22 protein-coding genes and 1 pseudogene are annotated in these 25,820 nt (G+C 59.9%); 7 read left to right on the forward strand and 16 right to left on the reverse strand.

Annotated features, from left to right (window positions below; genetic code table 11):
• Nucleotides 1–2: 2 nt before the first annotated feature.
• The 6 genes and pseudogenes from C454_RS20285 to C454_RS04440 form a co-directional block, all read right to left on the reverse strand.
• Complete coding sequence (locus C454_RS20285) at nt 3–287, reverse strand: hypothetical protein (protein ID WP_042664242.1); 285 nt, start codon at nt 285–287, stop codon at nt 3–5.
• The gene (locus tag C454_RS04420; RefSeq protein ID WP_049904960.1) at nt 274–1,035 is read right to left on the reverse strand and encodes a P-loop NTPase family protein; all 762 of its coding nucleotides are present in this window, start codon (nt 1,033–1,035) and stop codon (nt 274–276) included. Before C454_RS04420 ends, C454_RS20285 begins: the two co-directional genes overlap by 14 nt.
• A gap of 275 nt (nt 1,036–1,310) precedes the next feature.
• Complete coding sequence (locus C454_RS20290) at nt 1,311–1,775, reverse strand: COG1361 family protein (protein WP_152421518.1); 465 nt, start codon at nt 1,773–1,775, stop codon at nt 1,311–1,313.
• A 203-nt stretch (nt 1,776–1,978) separates the two neighbouring features.
• The gene (locus tag C454_RS04430; protein WP_004973054.1) at nt 1,979–2,989 is read right to left on the reverse strand and encodes a Cdc6/Cdc18 family protein; all 1,011 of its coding nucleotides are present in this window, start codon (nt 2,987–2,989) and stop codon (nt 1,979–1,981) included.
• Between the two features lie 93 nt (nt 2,990–3,082).
• Complete coding sequence (locus C454_RS04435) at nt 3,083–3,967, reverse strand: ImmA/IrrE family metallo-endopeptidase (protein WP_004973056.1); 885 nt, start codon at nt 3,965–3,967, stop codon at nt 3,083–3,085.
• Nucleotides 3,968–4,154: 187 nt separating this feature from the next.
• Nucleotides 4,155–5,640, reverse strand: a pseudogene (locus C454_RS04440) (ATP-binding protein).
• A 170-nt stretch (nt 5,641–5,810) separates the two neighbouring features.
• Here C454_RS04440 and C454_RS21000 point away from each other — a divergent pair.
• Both C454_RS21000 and C454_RS04450 read left to right on the forward strand, forming a co-directional pair.
• A complete protein-coding gene (locus C454_RS21000; protein WP_004973061.1) occupies nt 5,811–6,425 on the forward strand; it encodes a winged helix-turn-helix domain-containing protein in 615 nt (204 codons plus the stop codon).
• Entirely contained in the window at nt 6,426–6,881 is a 456-nt protein-coding gene (locus C454_RS04450; RefSeq protein ID WP_004973063.1) for a hypothetical protein, read from the forward strand.
• Nucleotides 6,882–7,192: 311 nt separating this feature from the next.
• Here C454_RS04450 and C454_RS21230 read toward each other — a convergent pair whose 3' ends face one another.
• Both C454_RS21230 and C454_RS04455 read right to left on the reverse strand, forming a co-directional pair.
• Nucleotides 7,193–8,347, reverse strand: coding sequence for a homing endonuclease associated repeat-containing protein (locus C454_RS21230; protein ID WP_394324752.1), 1,155 nt, complete (start codon nt 8,345–8,347; stop codon nt 7,193–7,195).
• Between the two features lie 53 nt (nt 8,348–8,400).
• Nucleotides 8,401–9,252, reverse strand: a complete 852-nt coding sequence (locus C454_RS04455; RefSeq protein ID WP_049904963.1) for a DNA-binding protein — start codon at nt 9,250–9,252, stop codon at nt 8,401–8,403.
• A gap of 1,092 nt (nt 9,253–10,344) precedes the next feature.
• Between C454_RS04455 and C454_RS04460 the strand changes: the two genes are divergently transcribed.
• Both C454_RS04460 and C454_RS04465 read left to right on the forward strand, forming a co-directional pair.
• The gene (locus tag C454_RS04460) at nt 10,345–11,022 is read left to right on the forward strand and encodes a hypothetical protein (RefSeq protein WP_004973070.1); all 678 of its coding nucleotides are present in this window, start codon (nt 10,345–10,347) and stop codon (nt 11,020–11,022) included.
• A gap of 50 nt (nt 11,023–11,072) precedes the next feature.
• Nucleotides 11,073–11,336 (forward strand): hypothetical protein, encoded by a 264-nt coding sequence (locus C454_RS04465; RefSeq protein WP_049904964.1) that lies wholly within the window; start codon nt 11,073–11,075, stop codon nt 11,334–11,336.
• Between the two features lie 18 nt (nt 11,337–11,354).
• On the opposite strand, the gene C454_RS04470 is transcribed toward C454_RS04465, so the two are convergent.
• Entirely contained in the window at nt 11,355–11,627 is a 273-nt protein-coding gene (locus C454_RS04470) for a hypothetical protein (RefSeq protein ID WP_004973075.1), read from the reverse strand.
• Nucleotides 11,628–11,902: 275 nt separating this feature from the next.
• On the reverse strand, nt 11,903–13,327 hold the full coding sequence (locus tag C454_RS04475) for a binary toxin-like calcium binding domain-containing protein (RefSeq protein WP_049904965.1): 1,425 nt from the start codon (nt 13,325–13,327) through the stop codon (nt 11,903–11,905).
• A 268-nt stretch (nt 13,328–13,595) separates the two neighbouring features.
• Here C454_RS04475 and C454_RS04480 point away from each other — a divergent pair, with 268 nt between their 5' ends.
• Both C454_RS04480 and C454_RS04485 read left to right on the forward strand, forming a co-directional pair.
• Nucleotides 13,596–14,375 (forward strand): helix-turn-helix transcriptional regulator, encoded by a 780-nt coding sequence (locus C454_RS04480; RefSeq protein WP_004973078.1) that lies wholly within the window; start codon nt 13,596–13,598, stop codon nt 14,373–14,375.
• 125 nt (nt 14,376–14,500) lie between these two features.
• Nucleotides 14,501–18,094, forward strand: coding sequence for a TraM recognition domain-containing protein (locus C454_RS04485; RefSeq protein ID WP_004973080.1), 3,594 nt, complete (start codon nt 14,501–14,503; stop codon nt 18,092–18,094).
• Nucleotides 18,095–18,294: 200 nt separating this feature from the next.
• Here C454_RS04485 and C454_RS20295 read toward each other — a convergent pair whose 3' ends face one another.
• The 6 genes from C454_RS20295 to C454_RS04505 form a co-directional block, all read right to left on the reverse strand.
• Nucleotides 18,295–18,735, reverse strand: a complete 441-nt coding sequence (locus tag C454_RS20295) for a hypothetical protein (RefSeq protein WP_152421519.1) — start codon at nt 18,733–18,735, stop codon at nt 18,295–18,297.
• 2 nt (nt 18,736–18,737) lie between these two features.
• Entirely contained in the window at nt 18,738–19,262 is a 525-nt protein-coding gene (locus C454_RS04490; RefSeq protein WP_115804543.1) for a DUF7342 family protein, read from the reverse strand.
• A 209-nt stretch (nt 19,263–19,471) separates the two neighbouring features.
• Entirely contained in the window at nt 19,472–20,599 is a 1,128-nt protein-coding gene (locus C454_RS19770; protein WP_004973084.1) for a pentapeptide repeat-containing protein, read from the reverse strand.
• Nucleotides 20,600–20,736: 137 nt separating this feature from the next.
• Nucleotides 20,737–21,990, reverse strand: a complete 1,254-nt coding sequence (locus C454_RS04495; protein WP_049904966.1) for a phage NrS-1 polymerase family protein — start codon at nt 21,988–21,990, stop codon at nt 20,737–20,739.
• A gap of 715 nt (nt 21,991–22,705) precedes the next feature.
• Nucleotides 22,706–23,350, reverse strand: coding sequence for a class I SAM-dependent methyltransferase (locus tag C454_RS04500; RefSeq protein WP_004973086.1), 645 nt, complete (start codon nt 23,348–23,350; stop codon nt 22,706–22,708).
• Nucleotide 23,351: 1 nt separating this feature from the next.
• Nucleotides 23,352–24,704 carry an SIS domain-containing protein gene (locus C454_RS04505; RefSeq protein ID WP_004973087.1) on the reverse strand — a complete coding sequence of 451 codons (1,353 nt, stop codon included), beginning with the start codon at nt 24,702–24,704 and terminating at the stop codon, nt 23,352–23,354.
• 290 nt (nt 24,705–24,994) lie between these two features.
• Here C454_RS04505 and C454_RS04510 point away from each other — a divergent pair, with 290 nt between their 5' ends.
• Nucleotides 24,995–25,804: a hypothetical protein gene (locus tag C454_RS04510; RefSeq protein ID WP_004973088.1), complete on the forward strand. Its 810-nt coding sequence runs from the start codon at nt 24,995–24,997 to the stop codon at nt 25,802–25,804.
• Nucleotides 25,805–25,820 lie beyond the last annotated feature (16 nt).

Consider the following 25,820-nt stretch of genomic DNA (forward strand, 5'->3'; position numbering starts at 1 on the left):
CGTCACTCTCGGTCGTCCGGGGGAGACCACGCCGCCTGGTCGGCCACGTCCAGTTCGTCGTAGAGGTCTTCGAGCGCCCGCTGGTGCGCCAAGAGCATCGAGAGAAACACCGCGTCCATCGGCTCCTGTGGGTTCTGATATCCCGCTGCGTCCGCGTATCGCGTTGCATTGCCCCACAAGCGGCTGTATGGGCCCGTGTCCTGGCGTCGAAGCGCGCGCTCGAAGTCGTCCCACTCATGTTCGAGTCGCCGCAACAGGTCGCGATAGGTCGGACTACTGCGTCCCATCGATCATCACCCCGCTTGGCGTCGCTGGTTCGACGGCCATGTCCGAGGCAGTCGCACGATGCGCTAAGACGTCACGCCAGAACGCAAGCGTCGTCTGCATCCCCGTCGCATCGGGATAGACCAGCGTCTCGAAGTCTGGACCGCGGAACCGCGGGCCAAACCGCGTCTGCTCGCAGTAGAGCGTCGATGGCACGGCCCGCGCCACGATTTCCGCGTACGGACTCGTCTCGGGACGGCCGAGGTGCGTCGCAAGCAGACTTGCGTCTGACTCCCGAGCGACTCGCTTGAGTGCGGCGACCGCCCGCGACAAGAGTGGCTTCCCGACCGCGTCGGCAACCTCGTCTGTATCGTAGAGTGCGTCGAGGCCGGGACAGACGACGAGTGATGGGTCGATGTCGCTCTCTGCAACCGTCGCCTGGAGCGTCGTCGCTAACTCCGCGTGCTGGTACGGCGTGAACGCCCGGGCGACGTGGATGCGGTTGAGGAGTCGGCGGCTCGGCGAGAGTCGCGTCAGCGATGCCGCATTCGCGTGATTGGCGGCGTCAAGCCACAACACATCGCCACCGGTGGTGAGGACGTGGTCCAAAACGAGCGCCTGTAGAATCTGCACGGGCCGCGGCTCGTTTTCGACGACGAGTCGGTGGTAGCCGCCATCGAGTGTCGGCAATTCGGGTGGGGACGACTCACGGGTTGTCTGCGCCGTCTCAGTCGCTGACTCGCGGCGACGCTGTTGAAACTCTGGTCGCATACACAGCTGTTCGCTCAGGAGTCCGATAAGCGAACTTGGGTCGGTACACGAGTTCACGAAACCCCGATGGTCGTGGTCAGAATCGCATGACTGCGGTACTCTCTGTTTCGTGCAATTCGTGACCTGCACGAATCAAGACGGGTGATACTCAACCCGGCGGAGGAGAACATAACCTCCTCGCCAGTAGTCGGAAATTTGACTACGTGAAATTTCGTCGTCAGTCTAACTTACTGAGTTGACGAAAACGTAGGATCAAGAGCCCTACGAGTGATGATTCACACTACCTCGAAGACGTTGTCGTCGGAGTGGTCAATCGCGTCTAATTCGTTGTACAACCCTTCGTCAGGTGCGCCATTGTTTTGTCTGTCGTCCCAGAGTTTGACGAGATACCCGTAGTTACCGGGCGACGCCTCACTTGTGACTTCCCACGTGACCTCTACTTCCTGAGTTTCCCCTGGGGAGAGGTAGTCTGTGTCTTTGTCGGTTGTTTTACCGTTATCGAGCATTGCCCCGCTCGGATCAACAACGGAATAGCCGACGTACATCGTGTTTGAGCTCCCACCGTCGTTCGTTACCTCAACTGTGACACTTACTTCTTCGCCATCTGAATACTCGTCTTGATTCGGCGAACTGACGAGTTCGAGCGAACCATTTGCTGTGTCTGCCGCAACAGGCCCCGAAGCCGTTGTGAGCCCAATCATCGTTGTGCCGAACGCTGTGATGTACTCTCTCCGATTCATGTTAGTATACAATACAGTATTGTGGAATTGAAGGTTAAGAAATTAATCACTAGTCAACTAGAATGTCCTATAATTCTCAAACCAGGATCCGTTGCTTAGTGACCTCGGTGACGAGGGAACCACAAATCTAGTTCACTATCTCCAATTACAACTGATGTCTCTCGCACACCACTCCACGTCTTCGAGGATATCCAACAGCTCAACTAGGTCGACTGCACCGGCCGATACACCCGGTCTCTGGTCGACCCCTCAGCCTCGATGAGTCGGTATTCGGTCAGTTTTGAGAGATACGATTTCACCGTGCGAAGCTGGTTTGGGTCGTCCATCTGCTGTTCGTAGTGGTCGTAAATCTCCTGCGGGCTCAACGGGCCATAGGCACGAACGGTATCCAAGACGGCTCGTTGGTGGTCGTTGAGCGCATCGACGTTTCGCTGGCGAATCTGTGCCCGTGCATCTGGCATCGCTGCTTCGAGTACCTCGAACGTGATCTCGTCTCGCTGTTCACGGACGGCGTAGTTGGCCGCCCGACGCAACATCCCAAGCGCGACGCGGGCGTCACCGGCAGCGGCATCCGCAATCCGTTCGAGGATATCTTGTGAGACCGCACCGGTTTCCAGACCCCATCGGACGCGGACCGATAGAATCGACACGAGTTCGTCGGGCGGATACCGGGACATCGTGACGTGTTCGCCACTCTGCAGGCGACTCTGGAGTCGCGAATTCAGCCGGCCGAAGAGTTGGTCGCGGTCGTTCGCGACGATGAGTTGGGCGAACTTCGGCAGCGAGTGGAGGTCATAGAAGATGTCCGTTGAATCGAGTTGATCTGCCTCGTCGAGGACGACGACAACCGGATTGCCGTCGTACGCTTCGAGTCGCGAGATGAGTTCGTCGTGCGGCGTCGACCCGCGGTGAATGTCCGTCGCCAACCCAAGTTCGTCGAGAATCCGATAGAACGCGCGGAACTGCGTGTGACTCCGCCAGCAGTTCAGGTGAATCGATTGTACTGCTGGCGCGGCGGCTGTGAGCTGTTCGATGACGTACTTCGCCGTGACTGTCTTTCCAGCACCGGTCGGCCCGGTGATGATGACCGACTGGCCAGGTGCGCCGTCCGCAAACGGCCGCAGGACGGACTCGAGGTGCGTGAGTTCCGCATCTCGATGTTGGAGGTCGTTGGGGACAAAGCCCTCGTCCAACACCTCAGCGTCCCGAATCATGTGGGTGTGGTTGGCTGGCGTGCGTATAGGCGTCAGGTACAGAGTGAAACTGGAACCGGTGTGGTTCTGCGGGAGCGTACCCGCGTCCCCACACTACCGTACTCGTTGATTCCCCCCGACTGCATCATCAACCGCTCCGAGTATCGACACCGTCACCGACCGAATCCGATTGAGCCGTTCGAGCACCGACTCGGCGTCCTCGCCCGCCCACGCAGCGAGATAGAACGCCGAATTACCGACGTCCAGCCCGAACTGCCGACCGACGAGATACGCGACCGCTTCGGCTTCGACTTCGCGCAGCGACCGCTCTGGCAGGCTCGTCCGGTCTGCGTGCAGGAGTCCGTGAGCGAACTCGTGGACGAGCGTCGTCGCCATGTCCGCCTCGTTCGACCGCTGTCTGACCTCGATGTTCGGGCGCTGTCCACGAGTGAACGTACACACGCCGCGCGCACCGCCGTGGGACCACTCACTCGGGGAGACGAGCGACACGTCCACGCCGAGCGAGTCCGCTGCGGCACAAAGCACAGAGACGAGGTCGGCTGCATCACCGTACGTCTCCGTCGGTAGCGACGGAAGCGGCTCGCCCGTCGTCTGTGATACGTCGAACACGGGGACCGGCTTGAACGAGCGCAGCTGCGTCGGCCACTCCGTGGACGGCACACCATCGCCCTCACAGTCGTCGTCGTGGCTGGCTTTCGGGTCGCCACAGGCTGGACAGACGTTCACCGTGATCGGTGCCCAAATCCAAATCGCCGACTCACCTTCCGAGACCTGCCTGTCGAACTCGGTCTGCCACGTTCGGTAGCCCGCGACGTGCGTCGCATCCGGACATTGCAGCGAGATCAGGAGAGCGTTCCGCGCGGAGTAATCGTGGAATCGGCTTTGGACGTTGAGCCATCGTTGGAACGCCTCGCTTGTGCGTGCGGTGGTCGTCTCAGCGAGGAGGTCGGCAATCCAGTCGTCGATGGCGCTGTGCATCTCGTCGGCACGCGTTGTTCGGTCAGTAAACGATGCGTCTCTGTGGGTTGGTTCTGTCGTTGCCATCTGCACTCAGCGGGGATGAGTACGCCCCGCACCCGTCAGGGGGCGACAAAACAGCCAAAATCTCACCACCGACACAGATCTCACAGAGGAGACGGAGGGGCTCCACTACGTCAGTCGCAGGTCACACGCGCTCTACGATATCGTTGGGCGTGAACAGAGAGACATCCGAGCGCTCGTCAGCAACCGCTCGCAGGCCGTCGGAGAATCCTGAACGAGCGAAGCAACAGTAGTGGTACGTCGGATCACCACCCTCCGGTGGCGTCCAGTCGACCTGCGCAGCGCTCCGCTCTAGGTCGGCAAGGTCGCCTTCGTTCATTTCTCGCTGCGTGTACTTGCATTCCNCCCTCCGGTGGCGTCCAGTCGACCTGCGCAGCGCTCCGCTCTAGGTCGGCAAGGTCGCCTTCGTTCATTTCTCGCTGCGTGTACTTGCATTCCCCAGCGACGAGTGTGCCGTCACTCGCAAGGCCGACAACGTCCAGTTCGTGATGCTTGTGCCACCAATAGCCAATCCCGTGGTAGGTCTTGGGAACTAACGACGGGAGCGCATTCTGACAGACGAGTTCGAACATTGAGCCCATGTACTCCGAGAACGAAGGTGCGACCAACTCCTCGAAAGCATTGTCACCGAGCTGGGCGAGCGTCCCTTCTTGGCCGTACACATAACGGAACCAGAACCGAAACAGCGGTTCGTTCAGTCGATACCGGCTCTTTCGCGTCGCATTGGGATTCGCCGTGACCGGGATATCCCGTGTGACCAGTCGCAGTCGACGGAGCTTCGCGAGATACGATCCGAGTGCGTTCGAATCGATACCGGCGAAGTTAGCAATCTCATTCGCCTCGCGCTTTCCTGTCGCAATCGCGCGGAGGACTGTGTAGTAGGTCTGTGGCTCTCGAATCCCAAACTCTGTCCGGAGGAGGAACTCTGGCTCGTTGTGGAGCACACCGTGTTCGGAAAGCACGTGTGTCTGGATGTTCTCCGCGAGCGATGCCGTTGAGGTGAGCGCCTGAAGATAGTACGGCGTCCCACCGAAGACGCTCCACGTCTCAATCGTTGTCTCTGGGTCGTCTGTGGGGTACAGCTGTCGTGCGTCGGCCAACGCAAGCGGTGGCAAGTCAATGGTTCCGGTCCGGCGTCCGTACAGCGGGCTCCCGCCTCCGAGCACTTTCTCTTCCATCACGCTGATCGACGACCCGACGAGTACCAACGACGCCGCCGTCTGTTCGAGATGGAGGTCCCAGACCCGCTGTATCTTTGAGGGGACTGCATCGTCGGATTCGATCAAGTACGGAAACTCGTCGATGACAACGACTGCGTCCTGCCGCCCAAGCGTCTTGAGAATCGACTCCCAGTCACGCTTGATATCGTCAACGACCGGGTACGTCTCGCGAGCGGTCTCGACGAAGCTTGCGAGCTGTACGTCCGGAGTCTCCTCGGTCGCCTGCCAGTACACCGCATCGTCTCGGTCACGAATTGCTTCACGGACGAGCGCACTCTTTCCGAGCCGCCGCCGGCCATAGATGACGAGCAACTCCGCCGTATCACGGTCGAACCGGGATCGAAGAAACGAGAGTTCGTCGTCGCGGTTGACGAAGGCAGGCCGAGACATAGACTGTGTTTGGCTTGGTAGATCATAGTCGTTCTGATTATCTTAATCGTGATTTTACTAATCGTGATTTTACTATTGCTGGATGACCTGCCCAGCGCAGTTTGGCAGGATAGCCAAAATTAGAAATCTCCAGCAAAGCTATTTTACTCACCACGCTCGTACGACGACCAATGACCGGGGCAGACTCCTCCACAACACCGTGGCAAGGTGACGTCAACGAGGCAGTCATTGCTGACTGGAAAGCAGACACCACGACGTTCGAGCGGATTCGACAGGTAATCGACGTTACAACCAACCCGCAAACTGCCAGCGAAGTTGCTGAACGCGCCCACGTGAGTGAACCAACTGCACGGAAGCACCTCTCAGCGCTCGCTGAGACTGGCCGTGTCAAAGTGATTGCAGCTGACGATGCCACTCGCTACATGCGCGCACCGCAGATGCTGGCGATGCGGCGGATCGCCGACATTCACCGCGAGCACACGAAAGATGAGATTCGACAGGCGATTCGAGACCTAAAAGATGAACGGCAAGCGATCCAAGAACAGTACGACGCGACGACTATCGACGAACTGACCTTGGAACTGGAGTCCGGTGCTGACGGATGGGCAGACCTCACTCGATGGCAGCAAATTGAGCAGAACCTTGAGATCGCCCAGGCTGCGCTGACGCTCTACGACTTCGACCCAGATGATAGCCGGTCTGCAGCGGCTCGGCTCTCTGATCGTGGAAACACGATTCGCAGCCGAGGTGCACTACAGGACGACGGCTCTCACACCACAGCGTAAATGGCAGGTGAGACCGACATTGAGGGCGCGGTTGGCCCAATCGATGATGTCGCGCTTGAAGAGATTCGTACGGTCTTCACACGTGCCGACGGCCTCGTCGAAGATGCGGGATTCGATAGTCGCCTCGACCCAACGAAGCTACAGATTCACTTCCGAGACGGGATCGCCGAGGCGACGTGGTGTCGGTTCGATATTCGCTGGTTCCAGCGTCAGTACTACAGTTTCCACTATCTCGATGAGTGTGGTGTACAGTTTCGCTACGATTACCATCCCAAACCGGACGCACCAGCGAAGCACTTTCATACGCCACCCGACGCAAATTCGGACGATGTAGAGCAGTCCTGTATCGTGACGACAGAGCCAATGCTCGTTGCACGAGCGGTACATCAACTCTGGCGTCGAGCGTACGAAACGGCCTCATTCGGCGCACTAAACACAGCCGAAAATCCGCCGTGAGGTCGTGGCTGCGCGCGCAGCACCGCAGGTGCGAGCACGGAGCGGTGGGTGGGGAGGTGGGGCCGGGCTGGTGGATACGTCAAAAAGAAAACCCCGCCCGCGACGCCTACTCAGCCCACCACGCCTCGCGCGTGAGACTGACAGCTCGGAACGAATCGTCTAACGCACCGTAATTTGCGCTCGTTCCATTTTTGCTATTCACGGGAGTGGAGATTACGAATGACTTCCCGGACACTCTATCATAAGATAGTAGTGCTGAGTTTTTGATTCGTGCCAGAACATCCGGTCGAGCTATTGAGAATGCGAGATTACTATTTTGGTCTGAGGTCCAGTCGAAGTGGAGAAATTTGCTCCCACAGACGATGATGACTCTGGCATACAGTAACTAGATTATCAAGTGTATTTGCTTGCTTGTAATCAAGGACTCCTTCTTCATCAACGTATGCTCGGATTGGAACGATATGATGTACAGACAAGTCACAACCGAAGCGTTCCAGGTGTGACTGGGTCGTGAAATCACAGCCCGGTGTTTGACAGCAGTGATTGTCCCGTTCTAGTGCACGACTTCGTTGTCTTGGCCAGTTTGGACCGTAGTATAAATTACTAGGCTTAGTAGTCTCTATACTTCGACGGGGCTCGTGACCAGCTGCTTCAACAGAATCCTCCCAGTTCCCGAAATTGCGCCAGTAAGGACCAAGCGAGAACCGGCTATGCTTTTCGAATTCATTCGATGAAGGTACATAACCCAGTTTCTCAACCACCCGGTCAATCTCACCAAGAAGTATTGGTTCAGAGATATTGCGACGCATTCGTGGCTCGAACCCTGCAGCACGTAGGGCACGATTCCAACTCCCAAATAGACGCTGAGCGACTGCCGTAGAAAACTCACCACTAGCATCCATCTCCATTGACGATGGAGTCCGCCCAAGGTTCTCTGCTAACTGCCGAATTGCCTTAACCACATCACCCCGAGAAGCATCAAGCTGGAGATTAGGATCCAACCCTGTGGAACGCAATGCTTCGTTCCACGATCCGAAATGGTTTCGAACAGTTCGAACAGAGACGTTTCCATCACGTCTCATCTCTCTTGTAGTGGGTGTTCCGTTCGTCTCTCCAGCTAATCTGAGAATTTCTCCTCTAATAGAGTTCTTCGTGACGGATTTCCTAACGTTTGGCTTGAGCCCTGCTGCTTCTACTGCTGAAGTCCAACACCTGAAGTGTTTTCGAATAGGGGTTGTAGAGCATTCGCCTTCCTCATCCATTTCAGTAGATGTGGGTGTTCTACCTTTCTTTTCAGCCAGCTTTCGTATCGCATCAAGAGATTCCTCTTTAGATATTGATATTTGATGGCCTCGAGTATGACCTGCAATCTCAACGTTGGTTTCAAACGATTCACCACAGATTTCGCACGTATAGTCTCCTTCAACTCTCATTTCTGGATGACGGGATGACATGCCCGCACCCATCTGGGTCCGATAAAATCCCAATTTAAGGTAGCAAAAAAATACGCAATCGACGGCTACTCAGCCCACCACGCCTCGCGCTCTGGGAACGATAGCTCCGACCACCCCGTCACAGCCACCGACACGCGCCCACCGTACCAGCTCTTTGCGACGTTCCGCAGCGTCACCCGCTCGCCTTCTCTCACAACCGATTTTCTCGACTTAGCCCAAATAGTGAATTTTGTCGTTCCAGTCTCATCCTCTATGAGTCCCACTTGTTGAATCGCGCTACTCATAGGCTCCCAAAGTGTCTTCACACGACCTTCTATCGACACCTCACGACGACTGACCTCACTGACCGCCGCAATCGGAATCACCGTCCCCGGAGCCTGTTGGAACTCTTCGAAGACACCCACGACCGCGCTCATCATCGACTGTCCGTCTGCGACCGCCTCGGCTAACCGCCGGCTGATCACCGACCGCGACCACCTTTCGAGTTTCGACTGTATTCGTCCTGCCTCTCTGTTCACGACGCCCAACTGCTCAGCCGTCAGTTGCTCACGTGGATCCGGTTCTTCCGGGTCAGCCCACCGATTGACACACCCCGCGCGTTTCTTGAACGCTCTCGTTGCCTCGATACTCGACTGTGCGACCGCCGTCGCCGTCCGCATCTCCCGACTCGACGTCTGTCTCCGGTCCCACCGGTCACGCGTCTGTTCGATCTCCCACTCACGTGCAGCCATTCGCTCTTCTTCGGCGAGGGTCAGCCCCCGACCAACCGCGTCCGGATTGTTCAGGTCAACTTTGGCCTGGATTTCGAGTTCAACCGTAGGATGGAGCGCTGGCGTCTCATCGACCACGTCGTCGTCGACCGCTCGAGGGTGGTTGGTGTGCGAAACTTCATTACGGAACTGCTTCTTACTACTCATTGCTGAATCCTGAAGGCGCTCACTCGGCGTCTTCTTCCGGCACTACGACTCTCCAGCCGCAGTCTTCTCACAGACTGACCGACACCAATCGTCTCACGGCGACGCCGCCGCGCCTTCGCCGGCTTGTCCGGCGCGGCGCGTCGCCAACAGGTGTCCCCCACAGACGAGCGCGGGGGTGAACCTCGAGGTGAGCGCGCGGTCAGGGCAGTCAATCCACCGACCCGCGGGTCGTCGGCCCCGTGCAGGCCGTCCGTCGCAGACGCAACGGCTGAACCGGGACGACGAGACGGCAAGCGGGGGGTTGACAGTCCTGAACGGCGTCGCATACGGCCACAGCGAGGCCGCAGAGAGCGAGGACCCGCCGGAACAGCACCGCGCCCGGACCCGCACGAGCCTGTCCCGTCCGTCGCAGACGCAACGGAAACGCCTCGTGCGGCAGCCCGGTGCGGGCTGGACGCCCGCGGACCCACAGCTCGTCGCGGCCGAGTTTGAGCGCATGCCCGGCAGGCCGCACAGCCAGCCCTGAGTGAGCCCCGGACCGTGGCATACTGGGGGTGAGCACGGCGAACCCCCAGTAGCCACCGCAGCCCGGGCGAACGAGGGGTGAGGGCAAGTGCCCGAACGGCGAGCAGCCCGCCCGGACCGCGCAAGCGGCCACGTCTGAGCCAGCCGGCCGTCGGCGCGACCGCATCGAGGGAGCGCCGACGCAACGGCTGGTGAAGATGCAGCCAGCCCGGTCTCGGTCACGGCCCGGATGCGGGTCGAGTGCTCGCAGACCCGCCCTCGGGGCTGACCGGTATCGGGTGGCTGCACCCGGCCCGACCCGGCCCCGCGACCGTGCCCCGTCCGTCGGAGACGCAACGGAAGCGCGAAACGCCCGGGCCCGGCAGGAACGGTCTGCCCGCCGGAGCGCGCACAACCCGAGCACGTCGCCCCCAAGCGTACGGACGCGCGTCGCTGTTCACTCCGAGAGCGACGAGAGCGACGCTTGGGAGACGCCCACTATTCGGTCACGCCGTCGATGAACTGCTTGGAGAGACCCGACGTGACAGCCAGCGATATCGTCACATAGCTCCGGTGCGAAGTGTTCACATGGTACTCGAGGTTGATGAGGAACGCTTGGGGGCCGTCCTCGAAGCGCTTCCGACCGACGACAACGGTGGCGTCGGCCGACACGTCCACTACACCCGCCAGAAGTACGAGACCATCTACGGAATTACACCCGAGACAATTGCCAACCACCTCGGGACCATCTTCAGCATCACCATTCGCCAACGAGCCGGGCCCCAAAGCATCGAACAGGTGGAGACGTCCCGGTCTGCGTTCGATGCCGAGACGTTTCAGTCGCTGGACTCCCACGCAGACGCGTATGAATACCTCACCGATATCGAGGGTGTCGGCCCGAAAATCGCTAACGAGTACCTTCGCAAGGTCGTCCACGCGTTCGGCTTCAAGCAGGCGTGGTGCGGCGACCTGTACGTCCCGCTCGACCAGCACGTGGTCGCCGCCCTCGTCGAAACCGGTTGTATTCATGACGACGGGGTGCGACCGGAAAAGACGAAACCGAGCGCGCTGTTGAACCTGAATCCCGAGAGTACTCCACGAACACGACTCTCCGCAAGCTCACTCCAAGCGGCGTTCAAACGGGTCGCCGAAACGCAGGGAACCGACCGAATCGCCTTCGACGAACTCTGGTCGGAAAACAAATTCTTCCTCTCGATCCCGGAGTTTCGTGAGGAGAGCTGTGTGAGTGCGTTCCTCACACAGTAACGGCGCTGGGCCACGACGACTTTACTTCTGCATCACCTCTGAGAGACGCGATGAGTCTACTCACTGCAGTTGTCGTGTTCCTCGTCGGCTTCGTCTCGGGGGTGGTGGTTCGAACAGTCGCCGGACTCGCGGCCATCGTCGCGCTTCTGTTAGTTATCTTCGGCGTGGCCGCGCCAGAAATCGGCCTGATCGACTATATTGTCACACAGTACTACCAGGGGAACGAACTCCTCTTCCTCGCTGGACTCCTGTTTGGGCTCGACGCCAAACAGACGCGGCGAGTCGTCGTCGACCGTGGAACGAGTTCGAAGTGACGCGAGAGGAGCCCAACCCTATTTGTTCACGTCATCGACACCTAACCGGTTGCTCACCTCGTCCGTCCGCGCTAACAGCTGTTTGTACGCCGTCGTATCACGGCCCGGCGGCGTCCGCGGCACGCCATCGAGTTCGTCGACGACGACTGCCGTCTGCAACAACAACTGGACGAGAGCCGCAGGGTCAACACCCTCGTCAGCATACAGGCGAAGCCACGCGTACAGTTCGAATTCCAGCTGTTGTTCGGTCGCGCTATCGACAATCGACTCCGTCTCGCAGTTTAGACACATTGTGAATCAACGCAGGCCAACACACGCGCCTGCACCCCTGCAGGCGCGCAATAAAATACTGGAGCGCACAGACGTCGAACACGGACGCGACGATGACCGACCAGTCACCGGGTGGGACTGAACGGGGCCGCGGCGAGGGCGACGACGGCCGACTGAAGCACCGCAGACGCGAGCACCGCGAGCGTCGAGGCGCGCACGGAGGCCCTCGAGTCGTCGCCGCGGGGGCGTTCAAAACGTCGGTACACCGTCGCTAAAGAGAATGAAAGAGAGATGAGCTAGCCGCCGAGTGCGTTCAGCAGTCGAGAAAGCCAGTAGTCAGTCACGCCAGTTGCTGCTGTTGGGTCAGTTCCAAGGGTAACCTCCTCAGTATCCCCATAGCCATCCCCATCAGTATCTGCCTGTAATGGGTCTGTGCGGTGGATCGTCACCTCGTCCCCGTCAGAAAGGCCGTCACGATCAGTATCTGCCTGCAGTGGGTTCGTGTCTGTCTCGGTGACCTCTCGTGCGTCGACAAGTCCATCGCGGTCCGTATCTTCCTGTGTTGGGTTCGTGTTGTGAATCGTGACTTCCGTCTGGTCTTCGAGGCCGTCACCGTCAGTATCCACCACCGTCGGATCAGTGCCGATATCGTTCACTTCCTCACCATCAGTAAGGCCATCTCCATCAGAATCCATCTCGGTTGGATTACTCCCGAGTGAGACCTCACGTCCGTCAGTAAGGCCATCCGTGTCACTATCGGCCATCACGGGGTCACTCCCCTGTGATTGTTCATCCCCATCAGAGAGTCCGTCTCCGTCGGAGTCACTCAGTGTGGGGTCAGTCGGTCCTGAAACCTCTGCACTATCAGTAAGCCCGTCGCCATCAGAATCCACTGACGTGGGACTCGTTCCGTACGAATTCACTTCTTCACCATCTGTGAGCCCGTCGCCATCGGAATCACTCATCGTCGGATTTGTTGGGCCGCTCCGCTCTCGGTTGTCACTGAGACCGTCACCATCCGTATCTGCCGAGCGTGGGTCTGTGCCAAGCGACCGCTCATCGCTGTCAGTAATCCCATCCCCATCTGTATCTTGATACGTGGGTTCGGATTGGGTACTCGACGATGCTTGGGCTTGACCACTTGGTTCAGACTGCTGATTCGTCGATTCCGACTGGGCTGCAGTATCCGCACCTGGCTGGTCTTGGCTGCTGGGCTCGTACTTTACAGTCCCTGACCAAGTATCGATTTTGTCGTCGACCTCCGTCGTGAGAATACCGGCATTCGGTGGTGGTGCATCGTCATCCCACAAGCTGATCTCGAGAGCCAATTCACGTCGCGAAAACTGCTTATCCCACAAATCGTCTTTTGTCGAGAGCTCAACGAGCACATTGTCGTCGTTCATACCCACGTTCTTTCGACCGATTCGGGACCCCTCGATCGACATGAGAATGACTGGCTCCATCGCTGGGTCACTGATGATGCCTGTTTTGTCGTAACAACCCCAGCACTTGGTGTCGAGGAGGAGTTCAATAGTGAACGAGGAGTAATACCCGTCACCGTCGCGGTCAACAGTATCGATAATCCGCACGCGCTTGATTCCTGCAGTCTCGTCTGCGTATACTGCCCCGACAGGGACGAACAGCAACGAAATCACGACGAAGAGTACGAGAAGTGACTGTCGCTGGAAGAGCCGTTTGAGAGGTGGTTTTGTGTGTGGCATGCTACCATTTGAAATAGATGGTGAGCAGTCATTACGTCACGCGTCGGTTGGTTCGTCAACTCCTGCGAACTGATATAAGAAGCGTAGTCATAAATGGCAGCAACCAAACAGTACTCAGCAGATGGTCTGATATTTCGTCTGTTCAAACTCGGAGGTTGATGTCGATATTCGTCGATGCATCGGAGTTAGTGAACTTCTGGATCCATACACAATTTGTCAATTTATATATCATATCCGAACGAAGATATTACTCTAACGAGGCGACACCATGGTATCCATTGAGGCAGACATGATCGGTGTTTTGAACCGCCGCTCCGCACTCCTCGAGTGTCTCTTGCAGCAACCGAGAGACAAGCGCACACTTGTTGACAAATTAGATGTCTCTCGGTCCACGATTGACCGAGGCGTACGCGAGTTAGAGTCTGCAGGAATTGTGGCGTATGAAGGGAGGATGTATGGTCTCACCCCTGTTGGTGAGTTTCTCGGCCAGGCGTTTACCGACTTTCAGGACACAATTGAGACGACGACACGGCTCGCGCCGTTTTTACAGTTAGTCGACCCTGACTGGTTCGATATCGATCTCAGGAGTCTACAGACGGCACGAATCTGGGTTGCTGAGGCAAACGACTCATTTGGGCCACTAGACAGTCACATTGAGACGGTACAGGCGGCACATCGATATCGAGGCCTCTTACCGTCCGTCGGCCGAGAGTCGATGGAAGTCAAATACCGAAGTATCCTCGAACACGAGTCTGAACATGAGGTAATTGTCGACCGTACCGTTGCAGAGGTACTCCAGTCAGAGCCGGTGGTCGATCTCTTCGAAGACATGATTGCAACAGGTCGAGTGTCTGTCTACGTTTGTGACGACCCAATCCCACAGTATCTCGGATTGTTTGACCAGACCGTGATGCAGGTCGGAAGTTGCGGGAATAATGGGATTCCCTATGCACTTCTTGAGACCGCTGACGATGAGTCGTTTGCATGGGCAGCACGCAAATATGAATCATACAAGGATACCGCGACACTACTCGCGGGGCCATCGTAATTGACGGGAGCAATGTACGGGGACCACCCTTCGAAATACGCTGTGTCGCTGATCGATAGAACAGGCGAATGTCCTGTTATCACAACCACACATAGAGAAGGAATTATTTCGAATCACCGTGACCGTTGGGCACTATTCAATCCACAGCCACGCGGTCGTTCATTCGGTTGCGACCAACAACGGATTCGTTCGACCCCACGACCGTCGCCGCGCAGTTCACACGACTGTTCGACCTGCTTTCTGCGCCCACCGACCAACCAACGCTCGAATGGCTCCTCGTCACCGACGGCTCGCCGGCGAGTACCATCGACTACACGCTCAGCATCGATGGTGATCTCGGCGGAGCCATCGACTCGTGGTGTCGCGAACTCGTCCCCGACTCGTTCGAGATTACGACGACGACGACCGACCCGTTAGATCGACTCTCGCCTGCCGAGCCAGACGCCGCCCCTGAAGCCGAAGCGCTCGAACGCTACCGCCCACCTCGCTATCGGGCGGTCGAGTTCGTCGGCTGTCCCGACCGCCGCGACGACTGGCAGACGACTCTCACGCCGTACGACGCGTTCCACGAGACGGACACACGACCACCGCTTGCGACGGTCGTCTCGACGCTCGCGAACGCGACCGTTCCGATGGCCGTCCAAGTGCTCGTCACCCCGCATGCTGACTGGCGACACCACGCCCGCGACCGTCGCCGCCGCCTGACGAACGGCCGCGATACGCTGTCACAGCGACTCGTCGACGACTGGATTACCTCGACGAACACCGACGCCAACACCGCCGACCCGACGGTCAACTCGCGACTCGACGCCCTCGACGACAAGGACGCCCGACGGTCGTTCACCGTCACCGCCCGCGCGGTGGCGACGACGACAGACCCCGATGAATCACTCCCCGAGCTCACTACGTTGCAGACGGCGTTCGCGCCGCTCAGCGGCGATCACTACTACATCGAAGGCCGCGAGCGAACCGGCGACGACGCACAGGCGGTCTTCGAAGCCCTCCGCAATCGCGTCGCAGTCGACCCCGAACACATGAGTCTGCGGACGAAACTCCCGTGGACCGACCACGCGAGTCCCGCGCTCGTCATGGATGGGCGCGAACTCCCCGCACTCTGTCTCCTCGATGCGTCGGCACTCCCAGCCGATGCCCAGCGCGCACTCGCGCCGACGCCGACGGACGAACACGGGCTCACCCGACCGGCGCGTGACCGCCTCGAACGCTATCGCGACCCCGGGATGACGCTTGGCTACGCCCAGAGCGCCGACGGCGAAGCCGACGCCGCACCCATCTCACTTCCGCCGTCGCTCCAGCCGCTGCACGTCGGCTGGTTCGGCCGAACCGGCTCCGGGAAGTCGACCAGTCTCGTCACCGCCATGCTCGACAATCACGACGCGACCGCGGGCGCGGATATCCTCATCGACCCCAAAGGCGACGGCATGGCCGCGGACTATCTCCGCGCGCACTACGCTCGCCACGGCTCGCTCGAGAACGTCTACTACTTCGATTGCACGGAGACACTGCCGGCGCTATCGTTTTTCGATATTCGCGACCAACTCGATGCGGGCATCGACCGCACGACTGCCGTCGAGGACGTCGTCGACCACTACGTCGATATCCTCATCGGCATCATGGGTCGCGACCGCTTCGAGCAGGCCGTTCGGTCGCCCGACATCATCCGCTACGTCCTCAAGGCGATGTTCGACCCCGTCCACGGCGCGGACGCGTTCACCCACCGCGAGTTCCAGACCGCGGTCGCCAGACTCCACGAGACGCGCGACCCGCCACCGGTCGTCGACGACGACCTCCAAGCCATGCTCGCGGGCGTCGCGGCCAACTCCAAGCGCTCGTTCGACGAACTCATGCAGGGGGTCGCCAACCGCATCGAGAAGGTGCCGCTCGACGCCCGGCTTGCACAGCTGTTCAATCACGTCCACGCCGAGGACGGAACTGGCCCGCGATTCGACCTCCGAAGCCATCTCGACGACAACGCCGTCATCATCATCGACACGGGTGGGTTGCGACCGGCATCGCGACGCGTCATCACACTCGTGTTGTTGTCGTCGCTGTGGACGGCGCTGCGTCGCCGCACCCAACACCACCCCGACGGCGACCATGATCACCCACTCGTTAATCTGTATCTCGAAGAAGCCTCTCAGCTGTCGACGTCGTCGTTGCTGTCGAAGCTTCTGTCGCAGTCGCGGTCGTTCGGCCTGTCGATGACGCTCGCGATGCAGTTCCCAGCACAGCTTCGCGAGGCCAACCCCGAAGCGTATCGCGAGGTTCTGAACAACGTCTCGACGATTGTCACCGGCAACGTCGCGGTCGACCCCGAGTTCAGCCATCGCTTCGCGACGACTGACCACCCTGCAAACGAGGTCCAAGCCCGCCTTCGCGCGCTCCGCCGTGGCCAGTGGCTGACCACGCTCCCCGCTGGGTTCGGCCACGCCGAACCGACGCCGTTCGTCCTCCAAAGCGCGCCGCTGCCCGCGGGCCACCCAGAGGGACACTTGCCGTTTTCCGACGCCCGCGAGACGGCGTTCGCCGCGACGTGCGACCTGCTGGAAGCGCGGTCACGAGACGCCCATGGCCTCGCTGTCGATGCACAGAGGCGCCGGTCACAACAGGCCCCCACGCCGACATCTGACAACCCGACTGGGACGCCCGAAGCGACTGCACGGACGCCCGAGTCGACCACACAGCCGCCCGAGGAGTCGGCAGACGCACCGTGGAACGCGCCGATTCCCGAAGCACGGGTCAACTCGACGCTCCCCTACACGAGTCGGCTCCCGCCGACGGTCGTCTATGACCCCGAGGCGCACGCGGCGAAATGCGACGAGTGTTCGACGCGCTATGACCCGTCGCTCACGGGGCTGAAAAACGCCATCGGGTGTTGTCACAGTCTCGACGAGGTCGACCGCGACGACATCCCGATTTCGAACGTGCCGCTGACGCTCACGCCCGAAGAGCGCCGCAAGAGCGTCTTCACGGATGCACAGCTTCGGTTCCTCCAGGCGGTGTATTCCGCACACCAACGCCGCTTTGACACGGAATTCGAGTACGACATCCTGTACGACAGTATGGTCCGCCTCCAGGAGTACACGGGCATCGACCACGCCTCGGTTCGCGAACTCGTCGATGGTGGCACGCTCGCCCTCGACTGTACCTATCCACACAAACTCTATACGGTCACGCCGAAGGGCCGCCGCGCGATTGGGGTTCGCCACCGCGAGGGCGTCGCGTATGGCCACCGCCGCGGCGACCTCAGCGAATCGAGTCTCCACGTCGTGATGGTCGAAGTCGGCCGGCGCTATCTCGAACAGGCGTTCGTCGAGGACGACGATTCGGCCGCCGTCGAGGCAGTCTCGTATTTCGACCACGAGGGCTCGCGACTCGACGCCGTCTGTCTCGATGCTGATGGAGAGATTGTCGTCACCCTCGAAGCAGAGCGGGTGAACAACGACCTGCTCACCGCGGTCCCCGAGGACTTCGATAAGATGGCCGCCTGCGATCCAGAAGCGGCCATCTGGGTGGTGAAAAATCGGGCTGATGCACACGAGGTGCTCCGCGGGCTCAACGAGCCGAAGGAGGGCCCGCCGCGCGTCGAGAAAACCTACAGTACGAACTCGCCGCCGAAGACGTTCCAAATCGACCAGCCCGGGTTTTCGGAGATGCACACGCTTCAGCAGTTGCGCGATTCGACGTTGGACCACTCGTAGCGGTGGCGTAGGCTGGGTGATGGTCTCGTCTTCGAAGGAGGGGAGCGCGTAGTGAGTTGTCGTCGGCACGATAGCCATTGCGTCGTCGGCGAACGAGTGCGAAGAGGAGTGAACACGACCAAGTAGCGTATCGAAACCCGGACCCGAAGAGGCGCTGTCGACGTTTCAGACCGTCAACGAGTGAACCACGCTGGACAGGTTCACCCCTCGTAGTTGTCCCAGACTACACCGACTCGGCGGTTGACCCACGGGACGACAACGTCCGCGAGAACGTCACCGAGATGCAGCGGATAGTCTCGATTCACACCATCGCTGTGTCGTGCCGCCGGGGGCTCGTGAAAGTGGTCTCGTGAGTAGTCGGGACTGTCGTGTCGGTCCCACCGGCACAGCCAGCGATCACCGTGTCGAGATTCGACGTACGTGATGTGGAAGGTCCCGTCCGTGTACGCCTGCACTTCGATGTATGCAGCGTCGACGACCGACTCCGGATAGTACAACGGACGAACCGTGAGGACAATCGAGTCCGGTCGGTTCGCAGGAAAGACGGCTATCGATGAAAGCCAGGGTTCATCCCCGAATCCGCTGGCAAGGTCTCGAAGGAGCGCACGGTTCGGCTGCCGTTTTGTTCGCTCGGGGGGCACGCTCAGGCGAGCCCTTCGTGCTCCGAGTGGTTGTCGTGTGCCTGTCGAAGGTCTCGAATCTCAGTCTGGATGGCCTCCCACGAGGTGATGTCGAGCCAGACCTGCTCTGGGTCGCCGTAGTCGTGATAGTCGAGTGGGTCGAGCGCACCCGGTCGGTCAACGCCGTAGTTGTCTCGGTATGCTGCGTCTTCCGCGAGGAGTTCCCCGAGGCGCTGTTTGTACTCCTGCTCGCTGAGCGAAGCCAGTCGGCGCTGGCGTCGCCACTCGAAGTAGGCTTCGTTGCGCTCAAAGCGTATGGGGTCGTCGCCAACCTGCGTCAACACGCCGATGTCGGCGAGTCGAGTGAGGTGCCGCCGCGCGGTGTTCGGGGCACATTCTGCCCGCGTCGCAATCTCCGAGACGCGCGTTGGCTCGGTGAGTTCGAGTGCGACACGGTAGACGCGGTCATCTGCCGGGGCTTCATCGAGTCGCTCACGGAACGATGTCGAAAAATCGGGTGGTCGACCCGACGACGGCGTGTCTGTCATGCGCATCAATATGCGCTTGCGCGCAATATAATTTCTGCCTACGCAATTATTCTTTCACAAGGAATGACACCCCACCTAACAGGGTGGGACTGAACGGGGCCGCGGCGAGGACGAAGACGGCCGACTGTAGCACCGCAGGCCGAAGGCCGAGGCGCGCACGGCGGCCCTCGAGTCGTCGCCGTGGGGGCGTTCGAGGTGACGAAAACTCCTTAGATGGTATCTCTGTTTCCGAGCACGTACCCAAGCAGAACAATCAACAGGGTTCCGACGTACGTCTCGAACAACACAACGAATTCAGTATACTGTCTAGGAACCCATGTCACGAGGTTTCTCGGTGGGTGTGGAGCCGACGTCACGAGCGTTGAAACACTATAGAAGAGACTCCCTCCAGTCCAACTATCTGCTGTTCCCACAATCGAATACCAAAATGTTGATATTAGTAACAATAACGCCGTCCAGATGAGGACGTAACTTACGCGTACCCCGTACCCAGTCAACCCTTGGGAAACCAAGTTTCCAAGATATTTGACCAACTGACCATTCTGAGAGGCTTCTTTCGTTCGGGCCTTGCGTTGCAGGTAGTACAGTCCCCGATGGGTGTCATCAAGCGCTTTCTGTCTGAACGCCTTGCGAATTACTTCGTATCCCTCTGCCAATACATTCCATTCCGATGCATTGGCGGGTTCCGAACAAAAGCCATGAAATGTGGTGTAGCCGCTGAGTTCTACATCAGAGAATCGGATCCCCCGGACGTCTACTGAAACGAACGTAGTCCCACGGAGGTCAGAACCTGTGAGATCCGTATCAACGAGCTCTGCACGGTGGAACTTAGCTCGTTGTAACTTTGTACCAGATAGGTCTGTATTGTATAAATTTGCGTCCTTGAAATCAATATCCCCTAATCTTGAACCGCTGAGATCTCCGTTCGTGATATCAACACTAGCAAACTCGTTTCCCGTCAAATCTTTCTGGCTAAAATCTGCACCAAATGCAGAGATATTTTGAAAGTTACATCGGTGAATTTGTGTTTGTGACAAGTCAACACCGCTAAGATCCGCATGTGCAAAATCAGAATTTGACAACTTTGAACCCTCAAGACCCGAGTTAGTAAGGTCCGCTTTGCGTAGAGTGCTATTGGTGAAATCAGTGTATCTGAGATCAGCACCAGTAAAATCCGCATCAGATAATTCTGCGTCAGAAAAATCCGCGTATCTGAGATCAGCACCACGTAGATTCGCATTCTCAAGATTAGAGGAGCTGAAGTCCACTCCCTGAAGGTTCATCCCAGATAGATCTACTCCGTGAAGGTCTTCGCCAACTAAGTTGCGTCCACTCATTTATTTCATTTCAGATCTCGCCTGCTTGGGCCATTCAGTATCATTGTCACCAATACGAAGAATGGGTTAAATAGCTAAGGTAACTGCTCGTCAGTCACTAATTGGTGTGTGACACAGACGACGAGTAACGCCTCACTTCACCGCAACCACCCGAACAACGACCACCCCCCACTATCCTCGTCTGCGTCTCGTTCTAACTCGCGAACCCGTGCTTCGGCCGCCTCGCGCGCCGCCCGCTCGGCTTCGAGTGTCGCCTGCAGCTGTTCGTTCTCGTCGAGTGCCGATTCGAGCTGCGTCGTGAGTTCTTTCACACGCCCGACCGCTTCACGCCCGCCGAGTGGCGACGGAACCGTCGGCGGCTGGTCGGCCGACGAAGCACCTCGGTCAGTCGAGGACACGGTGTCACCGGCGTCGGTCGCTGCCCGACCGTCGGCTGCATCCGCCGCCGCCGACCGGCCCACACTCGACCCACTCGACGACTGATAGTACTCGCTCGTCCCGGCGATTGCCCGCTCGATGGTCGTCTCGCCGTAAGTCGACCCATCCGCGAAATGAACGGCGTCCCATTTCGGCCGAGACAGCCCGGAGTCGCGAATCAGGCGGTCGATCTGCTGGGCGTCACCGGCCGTCCAAAACGCGAGCATCGAACACAGCGCCATGTCCGCTTCGGAGTGGCTGTCGTAGCCAGTGGTGTCCCCGCGCCACAGGCGGCTGAACTTCTCGCCGTTCGCGGCGTTCGTAGCCCGCTCGATGAGCGCGTCGTCAGACAGGTCGTTGCCCGGGCCAGTCGACCCGTTGGTGGTCGTCGCTGTCGCTGTCGTCGGCGTCGTCGTCGCTGACTCCACAGCTGCCGGCGTCTCGAAGTACGCGGCGTGAATCGCTTCGAGTTCGTCGCCCCGTTCGGCAATCGTCGTCGGCGTCCCGTCGACGTGGTCGCCGGTCACGGTGAAAAACCGCGCATCATCGTACAGTTCGAGGTCCCCGGTCCGGTTGCCACCTGGGGGCAGCACCCCGCGGATGATGACGTGGTAGCCCGTCCCTGAGGGACTGACTTCCGTATACGAGTCCAGGCGGTCGATGAGTTCTTGTGCCCACTCGTCGGTCACGCCTGTCTCGGGGTCGCGACACTTGTCGAGGTCGATGCCGACGAACGGCCCGTCGTCGGTGAACACATAGCCCACGCCGTCCGCCGGGCCATCCTGGGCGTACGCCCGCGCCTCCTCGAACGTCGTCCATGTCGCCGAGTCGGTCGCCGATGCGTACCCCCCTGTCACGTCCCGCGGAACCTTCGTTTCGTCTCCACCACGCGTCTGTCTGCGCCATCCCACCCAGGTCGCCTGTTCGAGGAGTGATTCTGGAAGCTGGTCCCGGGTCGGGAGTGATGGCGTCATTGCGAGTTGTGGTCTCGACAGCCCCGTGATAGCTGTTTCCCGCACGTTCACAAGGTTGATACTCAGCGCCGAAACCTACACCCCTGATTGCAGGGGTGAACCGAACCACACGCGCTACACCCCCGGTTTCCAGGGGTGTACATGCACGCCGGTTCTCCGCAAGGGTGTACTCGGTTGTGACCCCTTCAGGGGTGTATCGAACCAGCCGTGAGCCCCCGCGAGTCGCTCCGATTCGAGACACCGATTCGTTCGTGTTCGCCACGCTCGACGCCCCTCGCGACGTGTTTCGGGTGATGAACACATCACTTGCTGGCGCACACGCCCGTCGTCACGCCGCGAGACGCGACTTCTCACACCCTCGATTCCCCGGTACACCCCATCGTACAGGGGGTGTATCGACCGATTTCGATTTCGCGTTCGAGGGGGAATCTGGCGTCGTACCCCCACATCTGTCGGCACTTTCCGTCCCGTGTTCCACCCCCCGCGACGACACCCGTCTCCCCTGTGGACGCTCGCCAGCACGCTTCTCTCGCGGGTCGCTCGACCCGAACGACTGGTATCGATGGCCGCCGTTGGTTGGCCTGCGCGATGGCTGGGTTTGTTTGGACGGCGCGATGGCTGTTTGGGTGGGTGTTGTTGCGGGAAAATCCAGGGGTGTACTCCAGTTGAAACAGAGGTCGCCGTGCGCCCGAACTGAAAGCGGTCGAAAAAGCGGTTAGGCGCTCGGCACGTAGCCGAGGACTTCGTAGGTGTGTTCGGCGTCGTCTTCGGATTTGGGCTCGGTGTAGCGCGCCTCGTGGACTCGGTCCAGTCGGGCGGCGAGGAGCGTCTTGTAGGCGTCCAGAATCGGCGCTTCGGTGAGCGGCGCTTCCGGCCCCTCGTCTTGGCCGACGATGTTCGCCATACAGAGCACGCCGTCGGGGGAAAGCAGGCCCGCCACCACGTCGAGAAACCGGTGGAACTCCGGGATGCTCATCGTGTCCCCGAGATAGTAGATGGTCTCGCTCCAGACGATGACGTCGAACTGCTCGTCGAGGGAGTCGAGATACGCGCTCGCCTCGCCGGCGGAGAACGTCGCCCGGTCGCTATCGGTCCGCTCCCGAGCGCGCTCGACGGCAGCCTCGGAGATGTCGATGCCGTGGAGTTCCGCGTCGGGGAAGCGTTCTAAGAGGAGTTCCGAGTGAACGCCCTCGGCGCAGCCGATCTCCAGAATCGACTCCGGCGAGCCGACGTGGCTCTCGACGACGCGGTTCTGGCGGCGGTACTTGCGCTGCTCGTAGGTCGAAGAATCGAAGTCCCACGGGTCCGGTTCGTCGAACTCGTCGTCGAAGTAGTCGGCGTTCCAGCCGTCGTTCGGCACGTTAGTTCACCTCCGTGTCGCTGGTCTCGGCCGGATTGTAAATGCTCTGGATGACCCGAGATTGGAGCGCCGGGTCTTGGAGCCAGAGCTTGCAGAGAGCCCCGTAGGCGAACAGTTGAATCGCCACGAAGAGGATGAGGTCTCGGGCCTCGGGTTCGACGGCGTAGGCGTCGAGTCGGACGAGCCCGTCCCGACCGTACAGCGAGCGCTCGCGGACGGCCTGCTCTGCGGGTCCACCGTTCAGCGTGAACGCGATGAGCGGGACCTTCTGGTCGAAGTCCGCGGACTGGAGGACGTTCCAGACGGAGGTTTCGTCGCCGAACAGCACGTCGTTCCACTCGCGGTACGTCGCGGAGCCCTGTTGCGGAATCGCCGTCACGAGGTAGCTCGAACCGCCGTGGAGGACGTTGACCAGGCGGTGGACGATGTTCTGGAGGTTCGTCGCCTCGCCGTGGACGTGGAGGAACTCCGTGAGCTTGAGTTGCGCCTCGTTTCCGAGCCCGCGCTGCGACGCGAGGGCCCCGAAGATGGGGTCGCTCTGGAGGTCGTTGTGTCGCTGGAGCTCTTCGATGGCCGCGAGAATATCGCTTTGGCCGGAGAGGCCGGCGGCGTCGTCGCCCTGTTTGAACTGGCCTTCGACGAACTCGTCGAGGGCCCTGAACCGCGCCTGAAACCGCTGGAGGTCGACGTAGTCGTCGAGGAAGACGACCTGCAGGACGGCGAGCTGGGCGACGACACTTTTCGTCGCGTAGATTTCGATTCGCTCTTCGACGCCCGGAAGCGGGACGACGTGGTCGGCGCGCTCCGCGAGCGGGCTGTCCGGGTCCGTTACGGCGACGACGGTCGCCTGTTGATTCGAACAGAGGTCGAGTATCGAATCAGTCTTCCCGCTCCGCGAGATGGCGAGAATCGTGTCGTCGGCCGACGAGTGCATCCCGGTGGCTTCGACGCCGCTGCGGACCTGTGACCGGATGCCGCGGTCGCGGAGGCGGTCGGCGAGCCAGTAGCCAACCGACGTTGAGGACCCCTGCCCCGCGATTGTGACGGTGCCGTCGGCGTCGAACACCGGCCGCCGAACCTCCTGTCGGAAGGCGTCGTCGGAAATCGTCTCCCAGACCTGCGCTTCGATGGCCTCGTACACGCCCGTCCGCTCGCCCGTGTCGCGCGCAATCGAACGGAGGTCGTCTTCGAACAGCTTCGGGATGTTGACCGACGCGCTGTCGTCCGTGAGATTCGCCTTGATGACCGACCGGACGTATTCGGACGTTTTCTTGTTCTTCTGCTGGGCGATCTCGTCCACCTGTCTCTTGACCCGCTTCGAGACGCGGGCCTGGAGTATCTCGTCTTTCGTCATGACCGCCGGTATGTCAAACGGTGAGATAGTTCTTGTCATCGCGTATGTCATACGATTCTGCACTACTGTATACGCATATAAACTGTATACGAGGGTACAAAATACAGCCAATTATGTCACACGCAAGATATTTGTTTACAGTCATACAATCTGTTTGTGTGACGCGAAGACGAAAACGAGAACGTCACGAGAACCCCCACAAACCCGATACACAACAGATTACGATGACCAACGATTCAACCCATCCCAGCAAATCGACGGAATCGAATCCGAACACTCCGAATATAGACATGAACTCGCGGTTCGGACACGGGTGTACCCGCCCGGCGTCCGAAGAGACGGAGCGGCGGCCGTCCGTGACGACGGTGGTCGTCCGCGCCACCCTCGCGGCGCTCGTCGTGCTTTCGCTGTTCGCGGTCGCCGTTCCGGTCGTCACGGCCGACGCGGGGTCGGCGGCGCTGTCCGGACCCCCGACCGCTTCGGTGAGCGCGGACGAGGCGCTCGACGCCCGCGAGGCGGCGAAAGACAGACTCGCGGAACTCCGCCGCCTCGACGACCGACCGATGGTCTCGGTCGAGGCGAGCACGCTCCAGACGGTCCAGAACCGCATCGAGACGGGGAACCTGAGCTACACGCGGGCGAACTACGACACCGCAGCCGAACACTGGTCGGTCGCGGAGAAGCAGGCGACCGCGGCCCTCGCCCGCGCCTACGCCGAGGGGACCGCGCGGAACCTCAACGCGACGGTCGGCTTCATCGAAAAGCGCGAGGCGAAGGGCTACGCGACGGCCGACACCGCCGAGTTCGCCGAGCGCGCCGCCGAGCTTCGCGCGCAGACCCCGGAAACGCTCGCCGACCACCGGAAGCGCTACCGAGCGGCGCGACAGCTGAACAGCGACGTCGAGTCGTCGCTTCCCTCGATGAACGCGGTCCGACTGGCGAACTGGCTGTCGCCGATGTGGGTCGCTGGCGGGGTTGTCGTCGCCCTCGGTGCGGTGACGAGCGTCGTCGGATTCGCCCTTGGCCGTCGCGGACAGTCCGAACCGGAGACCGAAGACACCGGTACCGAACCCGAGGTCGAGGGGTCCGGCCTCAGATAACCACTCACGGAGACAT

Source organism: Haloferax gibbonsii ATCC 33959, assembly GCF_000336775.1.
In the GTDB taxonomy this organism is placed as follows: Archaea; Halobacteriota; Halobacteria; order Halobacteriales; family Haloferacaceae; genus Haloferax; species Haloferax gibbonsii.

What these genes read in the sequence shown, in the direction of transcription:
- C454_RS20285 (WP_042664242.1), bottom strand. Translation starts at nt 287, where the DNA reads ATGGGACGCAGTAGTCCGACCTATCGCGACCTGTTGCGGCGACTCGAA.
- C454_RS04420 (WP_049904960.1), bottom strand. Translation starts at nt 1,035, where the DNA reads ATGCGACCAGAGTTTCAACAGCGTCGCCGCGAGTCAGCGACTGAGACG.
- C454_RS20290 (WP_152421518.1), bottom strand. Translation starts at nt 1,775, where the DNA reads ATGAATCGGAGAGAGTACATCACAGCGTTCGGCACAACGATGATTGGG.
- C454_RS04430 (WP_004973054.1), bottom strand. Translation starts at nt 2,989, where the DNA reads ATGATTCGGGACGCTGAGGTGTTGGACGAGGGCTTTGTCCCCAACGAC.
- C454_RS04435 (WP_004973056.1), bottom strand. Translation starts at nt 3,967, where the DNA reads ATGCACAGCGCCATCGACGACTGGATTGCCGACCTCCTCGCTGAGACG.
- C454_RS21000 (WP_004973061.1), top strand. Translation starts at nt 5,811, where the DNA reads ATGACCGGGGCAGACTCCTCCACAACACCGTGGCAAGGTGACGTCAAC.
- C454_RS04450 (WP_004973063.1), top strand. Translation starts at nt 6,426, where the DNA reads ATGGCAGGTGAGACCGACATTGAGGGCGCGGTTGGCCCAATCGATGAT.
- C454_RS21230 (WP_394324752.1), bottom strand. Translation starts at nt 8,347, where the DNA reads ATGGGTGCGGGCATGTCATCCCGTCATCCAGAAATGAGAGTTGAAGGA.
- C454_RS04455 (WP_049904963.1), bottom strand. Translation starts at nt 9,252, where the DNA reads ATGAGTAGTAAGAAGCAGTTCCGTAATGAAGTTTCGCACACCAACCAC.
- C454_RS04460 (WP_004973070.1), top strand. Translation starts at nt 10,345, where the DNA reads ATGGTACTCGAGGTTGATGAGGAACGCTTGGGGGCCGTCCTCGAAGCG.
- C454_RS04465 (WP_049904964.1), top strand. Translation starts at nt 11,073, where the DNA reads ATGAGTCTACTCACTGCAGTTGTCGTGTTCCTCGTCGGCTTCGTCTCG.
- C454_RS04470 (WP_004973075.1), bottom strand. Translation starts at nt 11,627, where the DNA reads ATGTGTCTAAACTGCGAGACGGAGTCGATTGTCGATAGCGCGACCGAA.
- C454_RS04475 (WP_049904965.1), bottom strand. Translation starts at nt 13,327, where the DNA reads ATGCCACACACAAAACCACCTCTCAAACGGCTCTTCCAGCGACAGTCA.
- C454_RS04480 (WP_004973078.1), top strand. Translation starts at nt 13,596, where the DNA reads ATGGTATCCATTGAGGCAGACATGATCGGTGTTTTGAACCGCCGCTCC.
- C454_RS04490 (WP_115804543.1), bottom strand. Translation starts at nt 19,262, where the DNA reads ATGACAGACACGCCGTCGTCGGGTCGACCACCCGATTTTTCGACATCG.
- C454_RS19770 (WP_004973084.1), bottom strand. Translation starts at nt 20,599, where the DNA reads ATGAGTGGACGCAACTTAGTTGGCGAAGACCTTCACGGAGTAGATCTA.
- C454_RS04495 (WP_049904966.1), bottom strand. Translation starts at nt 21,990, where the DNA reads ATGACGCCATCACTCCCGACCCGGGACCAGCTTCCAGAATCACTCCTC.
- C454_RS04505 (WP_004973087.1), bottom strand. Translation starts at nt 24,704, where the DNA reads ATGACGAAAGACGAGATACTCCAGGCCCGCGTCTCGAAGCGGGTCAAG.
- C454_RS04510 (WP_004973088.1), top strand. Translation starts at nt 24,995, where the DNA reads ATGAACTCGCGGTTCGGACACGGGTGTACCCGCCCGGCGTCCGAAGAG.